Raw genomic sequence first — 15,617 nt, 5'->3', positions numbered from 1 at the left:
GTGATAAAATAACCCATGCGCCTCTTAAAAGAGGATATAATTTTTAAACATAGGATGGAAAAAAATGGAAACCGATATGACAAGAGGCAATCCTCTTCCGATCATTTTAAAATTTACGCTTCCGCTTCTAATGGGAAATATTTTTCAGCAGCTTTATAACATGGCAGATACCATTATTGTCGGCCGTTTTGTTGGGCCGGATGCCCTGGCCGCAGTAGGCTCCACCGGTACTATCATGTTTCTGGTTATTGGATTTTCCCAGGGAATGAGCACCGGATTTACGGTTCTTACCAGCCAGCGCTTTGGGGCAGGGGATGAAAATGGTGCGAAGCGCTCTGTGGCTAACGGGATCATCCTGTCATTTTTTGTTGTTGCGGCCATGACAGTATTAAGCCTGGCCTTCATGAGAACACTATTAAGGGCTATGAACACACCCGGGGATATTTTCGAGGATGCTTATACCTACATTTCCATCATTTGTATGGGAATTATTGCAAATGTATTTTACAATCTGTTTTCCTCTTATCTCCGTTCCGTTGGAAACAGCCGGAGCCCTCTTTTGTTCCTGATGTTTTCCGCCTGCTTAAACGTGGTGCTGGACCTTGTTTTTATTATTAAGTTTAAAATGGGAGTGGCCGGAGCTGCCTGGGCGACCAATCTTTCTCAGGGGATATCCGCAATCCTGTGTATCTTCTATATCTATAAAAAGGTGCCGGTTTTAACTCCAAAGAGGAATCACTGGAAACTGAATGAGACGGATACAAGGCACCAGCTTTCCGTGGGAATTCCCATGGCTCTTCAGTTTGGAATCACTGCATCAGGAACCATCATCATGCAGTCGGCTGTTAATTTATTCGGTTCAACCGCAGTAGCAGCCTATACGGCCGCCAATAAGTTTCAGGGCATGGTCATTCAGGGAATGCTTGCCATGGGTCAGACAATGGCTACGTATTCGGGTCAAAATTACGGAAAGGGTGACATAGGAAGAATCCGCCATGGCGTCAGGCTGGTGCTTGGGACGGGGGTGGTGTATTCGGTTCTTTGTTCTGTTATTGTCTGCTTAGCCCTTCCCTATGCTTTAAGGCTGTTTTTCTCTGGAGATGTGGATATAACGGAAATGCTTCCATGGGCGAAAACCTATATTTATCTATGTTCTGTTTTTTATATTCCTCTTGGAATGATTTTCATATTCAGAAACACCATGCAGGGATGCGGTTATGGCTTTCTTCCCATGCTGGGAGGAGTTGTAGAGCTTGTTGCCAGACTGGTAACAGCTGCAGTGGCGATCAGGCTTTTAAGTTTTCCCTTAGCCTGTGCCTGTGATCCGGCTGCTTGGTTAAGCGCCGGGCTGTTTACATTAATTTCATATGTCTATATTATGAAAAAGGTGGAAAAAAACAGGGAAAGCCAAGGTCCTGTCTGATCTTTTATTTTTCTTAATTTATTATTGATTTATAGTATAATATTTAGTATATTATGTAATAGATTATCTTAGGCGATATTTGAAAGGAGAATCATGATGATAAAAGTAGCTGTTGACGCCATGGGCGGTGACTATGCACCGGTAGAGATGGTAGCCGGAGCCGTAGAGGCGGTGAACGCGAATAAAGAAATCCAGGTTCTCTTAGTAGGGCAGGAGCATATTGTATCAGAGGAGTTAAAGAAACATACGTATCAAAAGGATCAGATACAGATTGTGAATGCGTCAGAGGTAATCGAGACGGATGAACCTCCGGTTAACGCCATACGAAAGAAGAAAGATTCTTCCATCGTTGTGGGGATGAATCTGGTAAAACAAAGGCAAGCGGATGCATTTGTATCGGCTGGCAGTTCCGGCGCTATACTGGTTGGCGGACAGGTAATTGTCGGACGGATAAGAGGGGTGGAAAGACCACCGCTGGCACCGCTTATCCCAACGGAAAAAGGCGTTTCCCTGCTGATTGACTGCGGAGCCAATGTGGATGCAAGACCATCCCACTTGGTACAGTTTGCCAGGATGGGATCCCTTTACATGGAGCATGTAGTGGGAGTCAAGAATCCAAGAGTGGCTATCGTTAATATCGGCGCAGAAGAAGAAAAGGGAAATGCGCTTGTAAAAGAAACCTTTCCACTGTTAAAGGAGTGCAAGGATATCCATTTTACCGGAAGCATCGAAGCCAGGGAGATTCCGCATGGCGGTGCAGATGTCATTATTTGTGAGGCATTTGTAGGCAATGTAATCCTGAAGCTTTACGAAGGAGTTGGAGCGACCTTAATTAATAAGGTAAAACGCGGTATGATGGGAAGTTTAAGGAGCAAAATCGGAGCGCTGCTTGTAAAGCCTGCTTTGAAGGAAAGCCTGAAATCATTTGATGTATCTGAACACGGCGGTGCGCCGCTGTTAGGACTTAATGGCTTGGTTGTAAAAACCCATGGGAATTCAAAGGCAGTAGAAGTGAAGAACTCCATACTTCAGTGCGTAACCTTCAAAGAACAGGGGATTAATGATAAGATAAGAGAAAGTCTTAAAAAGAATGATGAAACGCCCTCCGGGCATACCTTTATGCCCAAAAAGAATGGGCAGGAATAAGGAAATCAAGAATAGGAGAGAGGAAGGAAAAGAGATGGAATTTGAGAAGTTACAGAACATAATTGCAGAGGTATTAAATATTGAGCCGGATGAGGTGACCATGAACTCCACATTTGTGGATGACCTTGGCGCTGACTCCCTTGATGTGTTCCAGATCATTATGGGCATTGAGGAGGAATTTGATATTGAGATTCCAACGGAAGTGGCAGAAAACATCGTAAGTGTCAATGACGCAGTAGAACAGATCAAGAATGCTTTAAATTAATAGATGTGGGTGCTGCCGGGGACCTTTGGGTCTGTCCGCAGCACCTTCTTTCATAATGAGAAGAGGTGTATGATGAGCAGGAATTTAAAAGAACTGGAGGAGCGGATCGGCTACCATTTTTCGGACAAGCATCTTATGACACAGGCCATGACCCACAGCTCCTATGCCAATGAACACCGGTTAAATAAGCTGGAATGCAACGAACGCCTGGAGTTTTTGGGCGACTCTGTGCTTGAGGTGGTTTCCAGTGACTGTCTGTATCACAAATATCCGGAAAAGCCGGAGGGTGATTTGACAAAGATACGTGCCAGTATCGTCTGCGAGCCGACTCTTGCCTATTGTGCAGAGGATATAAGGCTTGGAGAGTATCTGCTTTTAGGCAGGGGGGAAGAAGCCACCGGAGGCAGGGGACGTGCGTCGATTGTTTCTGATGCTATGGAAGCGCTGATTGGGGCCATTTATCTGGACGGTGGTTTTGCTAATGCAAAAGAGTTTATCCTTCGTTTCATCATGAATGATCTGGAACATAAGCAGCTCTTTTATGATAGCAAGACTATCTTGCAGGAGATCGTACAGAGTAAGACAGAAGAGCCTTTGAGCTATGAGCTTTTGCGGGAAGAGGGACCGGATCATAACAAGGTATTTGAGACTCAGGTCCTCATAGGCCAGGAGGTGATCGGCCAGGGGACCGGACGGACGAAAAAGGCAGCAGAGCAGGTGGCAGCCTATCATGGGATTCTCAGCCTTAAGGGAATGGACAACAATAAGGAAACACCCTGCGGGTATACCTCTATGTACGGAAAGCATGGACAATAATAAGGAAAAGAAAGGGCAGGCCCTGTGAAGCCTGTCGGAGTGAAATATGTATTTAAAAAGTATTGAAATCCAGGGTTTTAAATCTTTTGCCAATAAGATCGTCTTTGAATTTCATAACGGGATCACCGGCATCGTAGGCCCTAACGGCAGCGGCAAGAGCAATGTTGCCGATGCCGTGCGCTGGGTGCTTGGTGAACAGAAGGTAAAGCAGCTTCGAAGCTCCAACATGCAGGATGTGATTTTCTCCGGAACAGAACTAAGAAAGCCACAGGGCTTTGCCTATGTTGCCATTACCCTTGATAATTCCGATCACCATCTGGCCATTGATTATGACCAGGTAACGGTTTCAAGGAGAGTATACCGTTCCGGCGAAAGCGAGTACATGATCAATGGCAGTGCCTGCCGTTTAAAGGATATTTATGAATTGTTCTATGATACCGGAATCGGAAAGGAAGGCTATTCCATCATCGGACAGGGACAGATTGATAAGATTTTAAGCGGAAAGCCGGAGGAGCGCAGAGAATTATTTGATGAGGCCGCCGGCATTGTTAAATTTAAACGGCGCAAGCTCATTGCCCAGAAAAAGCTTGAAGATGAAAAACAAAATCTCATCCGTGTGAATGACATTTTAACAGAGCTTGAAAAGCAGGTAGGCCCCCTTGCAAGGCAATCAGAGGCGGCAAAGGAATATCTCCGTTTAAAGGAAGATTTAAAAAAGTATGATGTCAACCAGTTCCTGATGGAGACAGAGGGAATACAGGTACAGGTAAAGGAAAACCAGGAAAAGGAAATCATTGTATCCCGTGATCTGGAGGAGGCAAAGCAGACATCGGAAGGCATCCGGGAAAAATATGATGCACTGGATACCTATTTAGCGGAGCTGGAAGAGGCCATCAGCAAAGCCGGCAATGAGAAAAATAAATCCAACATGGAAATGGGAAGCCTGGAAGGCCGGATCAATGTTTTAAAGGAACAGATCAATACGGAACAGATGAATGCGGAGCACATTGCCGGCCGTATGAGGGCTATTGATTCTGAAATCCAGATGAAAATGACTCAGGCAGCCACTTATGAGGAAGAGCGTTCCCTGATTGCCGACCAGGTAAAATCTGCTGTAAATGAACTGAAAGAAGCGGAAGAAGTCCTGTATTCAGAGGAAGAGAAGATCCACCTATTAGAGCATCAGATTGAGGAAGGAAAGAGCGGCATCATTGATATCCTCAATGAAAAAGCTTCCCTGACCGCAAAACAGCAGCGGTATGAAACCATGCTGGAACAGGTGAATGTGCGCCGTTCTGAGGTTTGCCAGAAGCTTTTGAAATTTAAAAGCGATGAGTCGGAACAGGAAGAACAGCTGGAAGCTCTTCAAAAGGAAGCAGATGAGATAGAAACCAGAATCGCGGAAGGCCAGGAAGCCCAGGCATTCAGTGAGAACCGGGCTGAGGAGCTGCAAGGCGAGGTCAAAAGGCTTAACAAAAACTTAAATGATAAGCAGCAGGAATACCATACCAGTTATACAAAGCTGGAATCCTTAAGAAACATTGCGGAACGGTATGAAGGCTATGGCGGCAGCATCCGCCGTATCATGGAGGTAAGGGACCGGGTTCGCGGCATCCATGGGGTTGTGGCGGATCTGATCACAGTGCCGAAAAAATATGAAATTGCCATTGAGACTGCTCTTGGCGGAAGCATTCAGAATATTGTTACTGATTCCGAAGAAACTGCCAAGCAGCTCATTGAATACTTAAAGAAAAACCGGTATGGAAGGGCCACCTTCCTTCCCTTGACCAGCGTCGGCAACAGGGATTCCTTTCGCCAGGACAGGGCTTTAACGGAGCCGGGAGTTCTGGGACTTGCTAATACCCTGGTGGAAGCGGATAGCCAGTATAAAGGCCTTTTAAATCACTTGCTGGGCCGTGTGGTTGTGGTGGATACCATTGAACACGCCATCGCCCTTGCAAAAAAATTCCAGTATTCTTTCAGGATCGTAACCCTGGAAGGAGAACTTCTCAGCGTAGGCGGTTCCATGACAGGCGGTGCTTTTAAGAACACAAGCAATCTTTTGGGACGCAAGCGTGAGATGGAAGAACTGGAAGAGATCTGTTCCAAGGCTCTTACCGATGTGGAGCGGCTGGAAAAAGAACTGGTGATGAACGAAGGACTCCTTGGGGAAAGCAGGGAAGAACTGGAAAAGATCCGGGCGGAAAAACAGCAGCTTTATTTAAAACAAAATACGGTTAAAATAAATATACGCCGGATTGAAGATAAAAAAGAAGAAATCAAAGAATCCTACGGAGACTTGGAGCGGGAAAACGGCCAGCTTGAAGAGCAGATACGGGAGGTCGGTGCCAGCCAGCAGGAAATTTTTACAGCCATTGACAAGCTGGAAACCCAGAACCAGGAAACAGTTGGAGAGCTGGAACAATTAAATGGCCGGCTTGAAACTGCCAGGGCAGACCGGGAACAGTATTTAAAAGACTTATCATCAGTTCAGCTGAAAACCTCAGGTTTAAAGCAAAAGGATGATTTTGAACTGGAAAATATCCGGCGTGTAAAGGAAGAGGTTCACCGTCTGGAGGAAGAACTTTCCGGACTTTCAAACGGGACCCATGGTTCCAATTCCATTATTGAAGAGAAACAAAAGGAAATTGAGGCATTAAAGGGGAAAATCCAGGAAGAAAAGGTATACTCGGAAGAGTTGGAAGGGATCATAAACGAGAAGTCCACACAAAAAGAAGCAAGTTCCAGAGAACAGAAGGAATTATTCCGAAAAAGAGAGGAGCTTACGGGAAGGATCAGCCTTTTGGATAAAGAACTGTTCCGCCTCCAAAGCCAGAAGGAAAAGCTTGATGAGTGGATGGAGAGCCATGTCAATTACATGTGGAATGAATATGAACTGACTTTTTCCACTGCAAAGGATTTGAGGAATCAGGAATGGACGTCACTGCCTGAGATCAAGCGAATGATCCAGTCCTTAAAAGAGGAAATCCGGAAGCTTGGCAATGTCAATGTCAATGCCATTGAGGATTACAAAGAGGTATCGGAGCGTTATGAATTCATGAAGACCCAGCACGATGATCTGGTAGCCGCAGAGGGTACCCTGTTAAAGATCATCGATGAGCTGGATACGGGAATGAGAAAACAATTCGAGGAAAAGTTCCGTGAAATACGGATGGAGTTTGACAAGGTGTTCAAGGAGCTTTTCGGAGGAGGACGTGGTGCTTTGGAGCTGGTGGAAGGTGAGGATATCCTGGAAGCGGGAATCCAGATCATATCCCAGCCGCCCGGCAAGAAGCTTCAGAATATGATGCAGCTTTCCGGCGGGGAAAAGGCATTGACGGCCATTGCGCTGCTGTTTGCCATCCAGAACTTAAAGCCTTCTCCGTTCTGCCTTCTGGACGAGATCGAAGCAGCTCTTGATGATTCCAATGTGGACCGTTTTGCAAAATACCTGCATAAGCTGACAAAAAATACGCAGTTTATTGTTATTACACACAGACGTGGCACCATGGTGTCTGCAGATCGTCTGTATGGTATTACCATGCAGGAGAAAGGCGTTTCAACGCTTGTATCTGTAAACCTGATTGAAGAAGATTTAGAAAGTTAAGGAGGCCGACTATGGGTGAGAAAAAGGGATTCTTTGGGAAGCTGGTTGCTGGGCTGCAGAAGACAAGGGATAACATCATCGCGGGCGTAGATTCCATATTCAGCGGTTTTTCAGCCATTGATGATGAGTTTTATGAGGAAATTGAAGAAATCCTGATCATGGGAGATCTGGGCATCCAGACCACCATGTCGATTATGGAGGATTTAAGAAAAAAGATAAAGGAACAAAATATCAAGGATCCCATGGAATGCAAGCAGCTTCTTATGGACAGCATCATGGAGCAGATGGATCTTGGGGAAAATGCCTATGAATTTGAAAACCGGCGGTCCGTTCTTTTGATCATCGGCGTAAATGGAGTGGGAAAGACCACATCAGTAGGAAAGCTTGCCGGACAGATGAAGGATGACGGAAAAAAGGTGATCGTAGCTGCAGCGGATACGTTTCGTGCGGCAGCCATTGAGCAGCTGAGCGAGTGGGCAAAAAGGGCAGGAGTGGACATCATTGCCCAGCAGGAAGGTTCCGATCCGGCGGCAGTTGTATTTGATGCGGTAGCTGCGGCAAAATCCAGACATGCGGATATTTTAATCTGCGATACTGCAGGCCGCCTTCATAACAAGAAAAACCTGATGGAAGAGCTTAAAAAGATCAACCGGATCATTGATAAGGAATACCCGGAGGCATACCGGGAAACCCTGGTAGTACTTGACGGGACCACAGGACAAAATGCCCTTGTCCAGGCAAAGCAATTTATGGAGGTTGCTGATATTACCGGGATTATCCTTACAAAGCTTGACGGAACCGCGAAAGGGGGAATCGCGGTGGCTATCCAGTCGGAGCTGGGGATTCCCGTAAAATACATTGGAGTAGGAGAGAAACTTGATGACCTGCAGAAATTCAATGCAAAAGAATTTGTAAGCGCATTGTTTCACGTAGAAGAGAAAGAAGAGGCGTAAAATATGTTGACATTGGAAAGGTTTGAAGAAGCATCAGAAGCTGTTAGCAAAGTTATCCTGGAAACAAAACTGATATACAGTGAGTATTTCTCCAACCAGACGGGCAATAAGGTATATTTTAAGCCGGAAAACATGCAGTATACCGGTGCTTACAAGGTGAGAGGGGCTTATTATAAGATCAGCACTTTGTCGGAAGAAGAGAAATCCAAGGGTCTTATTGCCGCTTCTGCAGGCAATCACGCCCAGGGCGTTGCCTATGCGGCAAAGCTGGCCGGCATTCCGGCAACCATCGTTATGCCCACCACTGCGCCTCTTATGAAGGTGAACCGTACCAAAGGCTATGGTGCTGAGGTCATACTGGAAGGTGATGTCTTTGATGAGGCCTGTAATTATGCCTACAAGCTTGCAGAAGAACGTGGTCTTACCTTTGTCCATGCCTTTGATGACTTAGATGTGGCGTCCGGACAGGGAACCATTGCCATGGAGATCATCAAGGAGCTTCCTACCGTTGATTATATCCTGGTTCCCATTGGAGGAGGCGGTCTTTGTGCAGGTGTGTCCACTCTGGCTAAGATGTTAAACCCCAAGATCAAGATCATCGGCGTGGAGCCGGCAGGCGCCAACTGTATGCAGGAATCCTTACGTCAGGGAAAGGTAGTCTCCCTTCCAAACGTCAACACGATTGCAGACGGAACTGCCGTGAAATGTCCGGGAGGAAAGCTTTTCCCCTACATCCAGGAAAATGTGGATGAGATCATCACCATAGAAGATTCTGAACTGATCGTGGCATTCCTTGACATGGTTGAGAACCATAAGATGATCGTGGAGAATTCAGGACTTCTGACGGTTGCGGCATTAAAGCATATGAATGTGGATAATAAAAAAATTGTTTCCATCTTAAGCGGAGGAAACATGGATGTGATCACCATGGCTTCCATTGTCCAGTTCGGACTGATGCAGAGAGACCGCATCTTTACGGTGTCCATTCTGCTTCCGGATAAACCGGGAGAGCTTGCAAAGGTGTCCGCACTTCTCGCAAAAGAACAGGGAAATGTCATCCGTCTGGATCACAACCAGTTTGTCAGCATCAACCGGAATGCGGCAGTGGAACTTCGCATTACCCTGGAGGCATTCGGAACGGAACATAAGAATACGATTATGGCAGCGCTTACGGCAGCGGGGTACCGGCCAAAGCTGGTTAAATCAAAAGGGACTTACGGGGATTGATATTATTAACCAGCGACATAACTTCATATCCATTTGTATCTGAATTAAATAATGTCGAAAATAGTCAGATAGTGTCGATAAATTCAAATTGTAAAAGTTTGAGAGGAGAGTATAATTATAATGTAACTAATAATTTATATAAATGAAGTGATCGCGAAACTCAAAAAACAATTAATGTGTCTAAGTTTAAAAAGATCAAATATAATTATGAGCCTTAAAATAAGATTATTACTAATTAAAATAAAGTAAAATAAGATGCATTTTCACAGTTTTTGAAGAGAAGGATCTAATTACAGCTAGATAATATGATATTTTCAACGGTTTTGGAGTTTCGCAAACACCTGTTTATATAAATGTATATAAGGAGGGATTTGCTAAATTGAAAAAGTTAAAAAAATGAACAGCAGTAATTTTAATGGCCTTAACTGTCAGTACCATGGCAGCACCTCAGGCGATGGCGTCCACGCCCATGGAAGATTTCAGGAAGGAAGACAAAGGACCGGACGCCGCAAAAGGGATACTGATATCGGAAGAATGGGGGTTCGATGAAAATGGTGAGCCATATGTTGAGCGGACCTATGTAAAACCACAAAATCCGAGATTGCGTGTTCATGACAGTAAGGATGTTACCAAAACCAGGGTATGTGGCACAGGAAGTGCAAAAATGACTGTTGAACTCAGTGCAAGTTTTGAATGGGACAGCAGTGATAAAAGAGTAGAAGTATATGATGTGGAAGGTCAGGTTACCGATATGGATGGAGTGAATGAAGTATATGATGAAAAGATTGTAATTTCTGGAAATGGGACCAGTAAAGCTACTGCCACATACACTTGTAAAGGAAAAAAATCACTTAGTTATGTAAATGGAAAAATTAATATTTCGTGTAATTATAATGGGAAGATTAGCAGCAATGGGACGAGATGATGGTAGATGAAAGAGCATCTGTGAAATACATAGAGAAAACATGTTTATTCTCACTTCTTGTAACCATGGCGGTAGCTGGCTGTTCCTATGGACTGATTTATTTTCAAAGTGAGTGGAATTGGGTATTGGGTATTGCTTTTACCCTGTTGCTGCCCATATTTATAAGGAAATTTTTTTCTGAAATTGACATCTATTGGATGAATGCTCTTGGAATATTATTGTTTTGGTGTATTTCCAGTTCTGTGAGCCTTTATGTGAACGATTTTGTCACAGACCATGACATTTTTTTTGACAGTGTTTTGTTTATCTCCATTCATGGCCCGGATTGGACAAAATCAATACGTCAACTGTTATTCCCCATTCCCGTTGTTCTGTTTGCTTTCTGTGTAAATGCCAGACGATTCAAAGTTTGGAATCATGTGATAACAAAAAAGACTTTTTTGCCTCTCTGTGCATTAGTTAAAACGGGTATAGTTGGAATAATATTGGGAACCAGCAACATATATGGAAATTATATGGTTTATACTACAACCACAATGGCTGAGCATATAAATAATGGAAGCATGGAGAAAAGAACAGTTGAGTACTCTTCCAATCTGGCATTGGTATTGATTTTTGCCGTAGTTTTTACTGTTGTAGTCTGGAAACTGTACCCTCAATTAAAAAAGTATTATATACTGATTATAACATTTTACTGCGTAAAATACTTTTTGTTTAATTTTCTGGATTGGTTTTCTCTACTACTGGCAACTGAAGATATGAGAAGTCTTTTTCCATACTTGGCTTTTAATGCGGGCATTTGTATAGTCATGTTTTTGCTTTCTGCGGTTATAAGCAAGATGTTGATTATTTGTGAAAAAAGAGGTAACTGTTTATATCGTAATGTGACAGAAAAAGATAATTAGTTTTACAGGTTCATGAAAGTGCATATGTTTTACAAAAGGGGGCGTTGCTCTACAGATGAAAAATCATCTGTAGAGTAGCCCCCCTTTTTTTATGCTGCCTGATTGAACCTGTATTCCCTGGGTTCTTCCAGCCATAATACAATCCCTGCAGCACAAAGACTATGGATTAGGGCTTGTGTCAAAAAATATTATATTGAATATTATTATATTGTAAGTATATATTAAGGGGGCGCAATGCTGTTATGAAAATACAGGGAAAAGAATTAAAAGAATTGAAAGAAGAAGTATTGAGATCTATAGAAGGAAAAACGGATGAAGAAAAGAGAGAAATACTGAGAGAAAGATTTAATATTGATTGGGACATTCCTAGACGCTGTGATAATTCCAGAGGACCATGTAAATTTTGGTATGCCCAAGTTTTCACTTATTGCAGCACAAGGGAGTTAGAGGAAGAATTGAATTTCTTCTTGTTCTTAATTAATTTTTTTGGACATCTTTTTGGTTTTTGTTTCAACCAAGAGAATACAGTTTTCTTAGGCTGTACATGCCCTTGCGGCAGTAAACAAATAATTCTTTATTATTCAATCGTATTTAAGGATTAATGATCTTACCTTCTTTTGATGGTGCTGGAGGTTCCCCCGGTTGATTTGCCGCCAGGGGGGAAACCTCTTTTTTGCATTGATTATTCCATTCTATATTATAAAAGATAATTGATTTTACCTGCAATCTGCATAAGCCTTGAAAGCTGGTCTGATCAAAAGATTAACCGGAGGCATGATTTAATTTCCTTCATCTGTAAACGGATAGGTGATCCGGTTTTCGTATTCCCTCGGTGATATGCCGGTAACCTTTTTAAATACCTTGCTGAAGTAATAAGGATTATCAAACCCCAGTTTATCAGAGATTTCATACATCAGGTACTGGTGGGTATCAATAAGCTCCATGGCATGCTGTATCTTGACCTGGGCAATGTAATCAGACAGGGTGGTACCTGTGAGTTTTTTAAAGGTATTGCTTAAATGCCCGGAGCTTATGTTTAAAGCTTCCGCAACATCGGCCAGGGTCAGCTTCTCCATGTAGTGCTCCTTGATGTAACTTCTGGCCAGATCCACCAGCTTGTCGGAACGGGTAGACTTCCGGTCATCCAAAAGACGGCACAGCTTTTGGCAGAAGCTTCTCAGCCATTCTAAAATGTCCTCCAGACTGTTAAAATTGTTCAGCTGCTCTGCAATGTTGATGGTATAGGGAAAGATCTCCTGATAGCTGTCATCCCCTGTTTCAAAAAATGAATAGAGATAGGTGTAAATATTGATGCAGGCGCTGGTGGCCTGTTCCTTACGAGGCCTGTTATCCCGGAACAGGGTGATGATGTCTTCAAAGATGGAGGCCAGCTTTTCGCTGTCGTTCTGGCTTATATAAGCAGCCAGATCTTTTTTAAATACATTGATATTGAACTTCTTCGCATGGCTGGAATTGGAAGACTGTCCTTCGTAAAATACCACCTGGGATGAAGAATCAAAGTAGTAATATTCCAGTGCTGTCATGGCTTCTGAGAATGCCTGGGGAAGCTCTGAAATCTTTTCTTTTGCCCTGCTGACGCCGTAAACGGCGGACAGCTCAAAATAAGTCTTTAAAGCAACGCTGAACTTCTGGCAGAATTCCCTTATAACGCTTTGGGAAAAGACCTCCTCTTTTAAAGAGGCTGTAAGGAGAAAGGTATCCTGCCGGTATTCCAGGACCGTATAATGAAAGAAAAACCTTGCCGCAATCCCGCCCAGTATATCCATAAGCTGCCTGCTGACGGAATGAAGGTCATAACTCCCCCCGCCTGCTTCAAAATCAATATGGATAGGGTTTAAGGAAAACAGGATAACAAAAGGAGTTGGATACTGCGCCTCAAGCTCTGCAGGGATATCAGGAACTGCCTCCTGGGTAAGAAAAAGGCGGCGGAACGCTGTCTTAGCCAGGTCCTCCTGGTTATTCTTAAGCTGGCTGTCAAGGAGCCGGTTCTGCTTATTAGCCAGCAAATCAAAGGCTTCCTTGGCCCGTTCCAAAGCGGCCACAAGGGCTTCCTCATTTAAATCAATTTTCACCAGATAGTCTGAAGCACCCAGGGAAAGGGCCTTTTTTACCAGATGAAATTCCTCTAAGTTTGTTAATACGATAAAAGCAAAGTCACAGCCGTTTTCCTTGCATTTTTCCACCAGATCCAGTCCGTTCAGTACGGGCATCCGGATGTCTGTTATGACGATATCCGGATGAAGGTCCATGATCATGTCATAGGCGGAAGGGCCGTTGGTTGCCTTTCCAATAATAGTGCATTCATAGTTTTCCCATATGATCAGGGAGGCGATACCAGCCAGAATAAGCGGCTCGTCATCTATAATTATAATTCGGTACATGCTGTTTTATACCCCTTTGTCAGCCCTTTCTAAAATTCCAGAGGAAGGGCAATGGTAATCAATGTGTATTGGTCTAATTCGCTTTCCAGCTTTAATCCGTATTCTTCTCCGTAAACCAGCTTTAATCTCCGGTCCACATTGGGAAGTCCGATTCCGCTCATGTTGCTTCTCGTAATGCGGGAAGTATCTGTCAGCAGTGTTTCAATGTCTTCCGGGGAAATGCCGATGCCGTTGTCCCTTACTGTAATATAAAGAACGCCGTTTTCAGAAAAAACGTGTATCTGTATCAGACCGTTTCTTCCGCTTGGTTCAATTCCGTTAAAGATGGCATTTTCCACAAGCGGCTGAAGGGTCAGCTTCACGATTTTGGCATCGTATAAAACTTCCTGGTCAACCTGGGTGGTCACATCAAAAAGTTCAATATAGCGGATCTTCTCTATAATAACATAATTTTGCAAAAAATCCAATTCCTGACGAAGGGTTACTTTTTCATTAAATCCCTTTGCCATGTTCTTTAACAGAGAGGAAAGGGCAGTGACCACCTGGACGATCCCGCTGTTTTTCTGCATGGTCGCGATCCATTTGATAGAATCCAGGGTATTATATAGGAAATGGGGGTTGATCTGGGCCTGAAGCATTTTGATTTCCAGATCCCGTTTTTCTTTTTCACTTTGAACTCTGGTTTCCAGAAGGTCGGAGATCCGGTTGGACATCTGGTTGATCTGTTTTCCTATGCTGCCGATTTCGTCATCTGTTTCAATGGAGCGGTCCGGGTCAAAATTTCCCTGGGAAATGAATTCCAGGCGTTTTTTCAAACGGCTGATCGGGGCGCTCAGCTGGCGGGCTATGAACCAGGACAAGGTCAGGCCGATGCCGCAGCAGAAAAAGAATATGAGGGCAATGGTACCTCCAATCATGCCATGATCCAGGTTTAGGTCTGAAATTGGAAGGATCTGAAAGAAAATAAGCCCGCTGATGCCTTGTCTCTGATAGGAAATGATGCAATCCTTTCCATTGAGCCAGGTGCGGAAATTGCCCTGAGGCTCTTTTGAATTTTTAAAAGTGACCAGCAAATCGGAAACATCATAAGAATCTCCATTAACAGAGGAAATGATGCTTCCATCTAAAGTGACCGCATAGAGAATCTGTCCATCGCCCATGCTTTCCAGGGTATCAGAAAACAGGCGGGGAGAAATGGCCAGAAATATCCAGGCATCTTCCGGCCGGCTGCCGGATACATATTTTAAAGGTCTTAAAAGAGGAAGAAGCTTTGGGGTGTAATTCGTTGGAGAAAAAGGGTTGTCCTCAAGGGAAAGAAGATACTGTGTATTTTCACGGGAAAGCAAATCATGGAACCAGGGCGCATTTTGGATGTCATTGACATCGTGAGTGGAGCCGTAGGCACTTCCTGCCTGCAGGACTTCCCCGTTGTTATAAAGTGCAATTTTATAAATATATTTGCTATATCCTGAAATCGCACAAAAATCCTTCAGCACATTAGAGGCATACAGCTTGATATAGGCGGACTCCCCGTCTGACCGTTTCAGAGAGGGAGTAGAAAATAAAGACTTTCTTTCGGAACATGTCACAACAATATTGACCATTTCCTCATAGGCTACTTCCATCCGGTCGGACAAAATCTGGATGCGGTTGACGGAATTTTCCGTTTCGTTCTGAATGGCATCCTTATAATAAGAGCGATAGTTATAAAAGCTGACTGCGCAGGCAATGCTTATGACTACCAGAAGATTATACAGAAGAAATTTGTACTGGAATGTGCGGGGCATGGCAAGGATCCTTTCACGGGAATAAATTCAATAATATCATATCCTTTATTCTGTATAAATTCAACGAATATAGAAATTAATCTTAAAAAAGTATAAGAATCTGAATATAATACATGTTTAAAACCATGAAAGTCTGGTAAGGGTAAAAAAAATAATAGAAT

Annotated in this window: 12 protein-coding genes; 10 read left to right on the top strand and 2 right to left on the bottom strand. The window is 43.7% G+C overall.

What is annotated here, in order from left to right; all coding sequences use genetic code 11:
• Positions 1–64 precede the first annotated feature (64 nt).
• The 10 genes from ABFV83_RS07340 to ABFV83_RS07295 all read left to right on the top strand — a co-directional run bounded on the left by ABFV83_RS07340 (position 65) and on the right by ABFV83_RS07295 (position 11,869).
• Entirely contained in the window at positions 65–1,423 is a 1,359-nt protein-coding gene (locus tag ABFV83_RS07340) for an MATE family efflux transporter (protein ID WP_349948245.1), read from the top strand.
• Between the two features lie 96 nt (positions 1,424–1,519).
• Positions 1,520–2,569 carry a phosphate acyltransferase PlsX gene (plsX, locus tag ABFV83_RS07335; RefSeq protein ID WP_349948887.1) on the top strand — a complete coding sequence of 350 codons (1,050 nt, stop codon included), beginning with the start codon at positions 1,520–1,522 and terminating at the stop codon, positions 2,567–2,569.
• 34 nt (positions 2,570–2,603) lie between these two features.
• Positions 2,604–2,834, top strand: coding sequence for an acyl carrier protein (acpP, locus tag ABFV83_RS07330; protein WP_054737838.1), 231 nt, complete (start codon positions 2,604–2,606; stop codon positions 2,832–2,834).
• Positions 2,835–2,906: 72 nt separating this feature from the next.
• A complete protein-coding gene (gene rnc / locus ABFV83_RS07325) occupies positions 2,907–3,650 on the top strand; it encodes a ribonuclease III (RefSeq protein ID WP_349948886.1) in 744 nt (247 codons plus the stop codon).
• 46 nt (positions 3,651–3,696) lie between these two features.
• Entirely contained in the window at positions 3,697–7,257 is a 3,561-nt protein-coding gene (gene smc, locus ABFV83_RS07320) for a chromosome segregation protein SMC (RefSeq protein WP_349948244.1), read from the top strand.
• Positions 7,258–7,268: 11 nt separating this feature from the next.
• Complete coding sequence (ftsY, locus tag ABFV83_RS07315) at positions 7,269–8,210, top strand: signal recognition particle-docking protein FtsY (protein WP_349948243.1); 942 nt, start codon at positions 7,269–7,271, stop codon at positions 8,208–8,210.
• A 3-nt stretch (positions 8,211–8,213) separates the two neighbouring features.
• Positions 8,214–9,437, top strand: coding sequence for a threonine ammonia-lyase (ilvA, locus tag ABFV83_RS07310; RefSeq protein ID WP_349948242.1), 1,224 nt, complete (start codon positions 8,214–8,216; stop codon positions 9,435–9,437).
• Between the two features lie 469 nt (positions 9,438–9,906).
• A complete protein-coding gene (locus ABFV83_RS07305) occupies positions 9,907–10,362 on the top strand; it encodes a hypothetical protein (RefSeq protein WP_349948241.1) in 456 nt (151 codons plus the stop codon).
• Positions 10,359–11,267 (top strand): hypothetical protein, encoded by a 909-nt coding sequence (locus ABFV83_RS07300; RefSeq protein WP_349948240.1) that lies wholly within the window; start codon positions 10,359–10,361, stop codon positions 11,265–11,267. Before ABFV83_RS07305 ends, ABFV83_RS07300 begins: the two co-directional genes overlap by 4 nt.
• Before the next feature lie 242 nt (positions 11,268–11,509).
• Entirely contained in the window at positions 11,510–11,869 is a 360-nt protein-coding gene (locus tag ABFV83_RS07295; protein WP_349948239.1) for a hypothetical protein, read from the top strand.
• A gap of 177 nt (positions 11,870–12,046) precedes the next feature.
• Here ABFV83_RS07295 and ABFV83_RS07290 read toward each other — a convergent pair whose 3' ends face one another.
• A complete protein-coding gene (locus tag ABFV83_RS07290; RefSeq protein WP_349948238.1) occupies positions 12,047–13,669 on the bottom strand; it encodes an AraC family transcriptional regulator in 1,623 nt (540 codons plus the stop codon).
• 29 nt (positions 13,670–13,698) lie between these two features.
• Entirely contained in the window at positions 13,699–15,456 is a 1,758-nt protein-coding gene (locus tag ABFV83_RS07285; protein WP_349948237.1) for a sensor histidine kinase, read from the bottom strand.
• Positions 15,457–15,617: the final 161 nt, after the last annotated feature.

Origin of the sequence: Lacrimispora sp. BS-2, assembly GCF_040207125.1 — a bacterium.
GTDB lineage: Bacteria > Bacillota > Clostridia > Lachnospirales > Lachnospiraceae > Lacrimispora.
Note: the sequence above shows the minus strand (reverse complement) of the source record. Positions and strands in the feature narration are given on the sequence as shown.

Bases quoted from the DNA above. Each gene is read 5' to 3' on its own strand.
- ABFV83_RS07340 (WP_349948245.1), top strand. From the start codon at position 65: ATGGAAACCGATATGACAAGAGGCAATCCTCTTCCGATCATTTTAAAA.
- plsX (WP_349948887.1), top strand. From the start codon at position 1,520: ATGATAAAAGTAGCTGTTGACGCCATGGGCGGTGACTATGCACCGGTA.
- acpP (WP_054737838.1), top strand. From the start codon at position 2,604: ATGGAATTTGAGAAGTTACAGAACATAATTGCAGAGGTATTAAATATT.
- rnc (WP_349948886.1), top strand. From the start codon at position 2,907: ATGAGCAGGAATTTAAAAGAACTGGAGGAGCGGATCGGCTACCATTTT.
- smc (WP_349948244.1), top strand. From the start codon at position 3,697: ATGTATTTAAAAAGTATTGAAATCCAGGGTTTTAAATCTTTTGCCAAT.
- ftsY (WP_349948243.1), top strand. From the start codon at position 7,269: ATGGGTGAGAAAAAGGGATTCTTTGGGAAGCTGGTTGCTGGGCTGCAG.
- ilvA (WP_349948242.1), top strand. From the start codon at position 8,214: ATGTTGACATTGGAAAGGTTTGAAGAAGCATCAGAAGCTGTTAGCAAA.
- ABFV83_RS07305 (WP_349948241.1), top strand. From the start codon at position 9,907: ATGGAAGATTTCAGGAAGGAAGACAAAGGACCGGACGCCGCAAAAGGG.
- ABFV83_RS07300 (WP_349948240.1), top strand. From the start codon at position 10,359: ATGATGGTAGATGAAAGAGCATCTGTGAAATACATAGAGAAAACATGT.
- ABFV83_RS07295 (WP_349948239.1), top strand. From the start codon at position 11,510: ATGAAAATACAGGGAAAAGAATTAAAAGAATTGAAAGAAGAAGTATTG.
- ABFV83_RS07290 (WP_349948238.1), bottom strand. From the start codon at position 13,669: ATGTACCGAATTATAATTATAGATGACGAGCCGCTTATTCTGGCTGGT.
- ABFV83_RS07285 (WP_349948237.1), bottom strand. From the start codon at position 15,456: ATGCCCCGCACATTCCAGTACAAATTTCTTCTGTATAATCTTCTGGTA.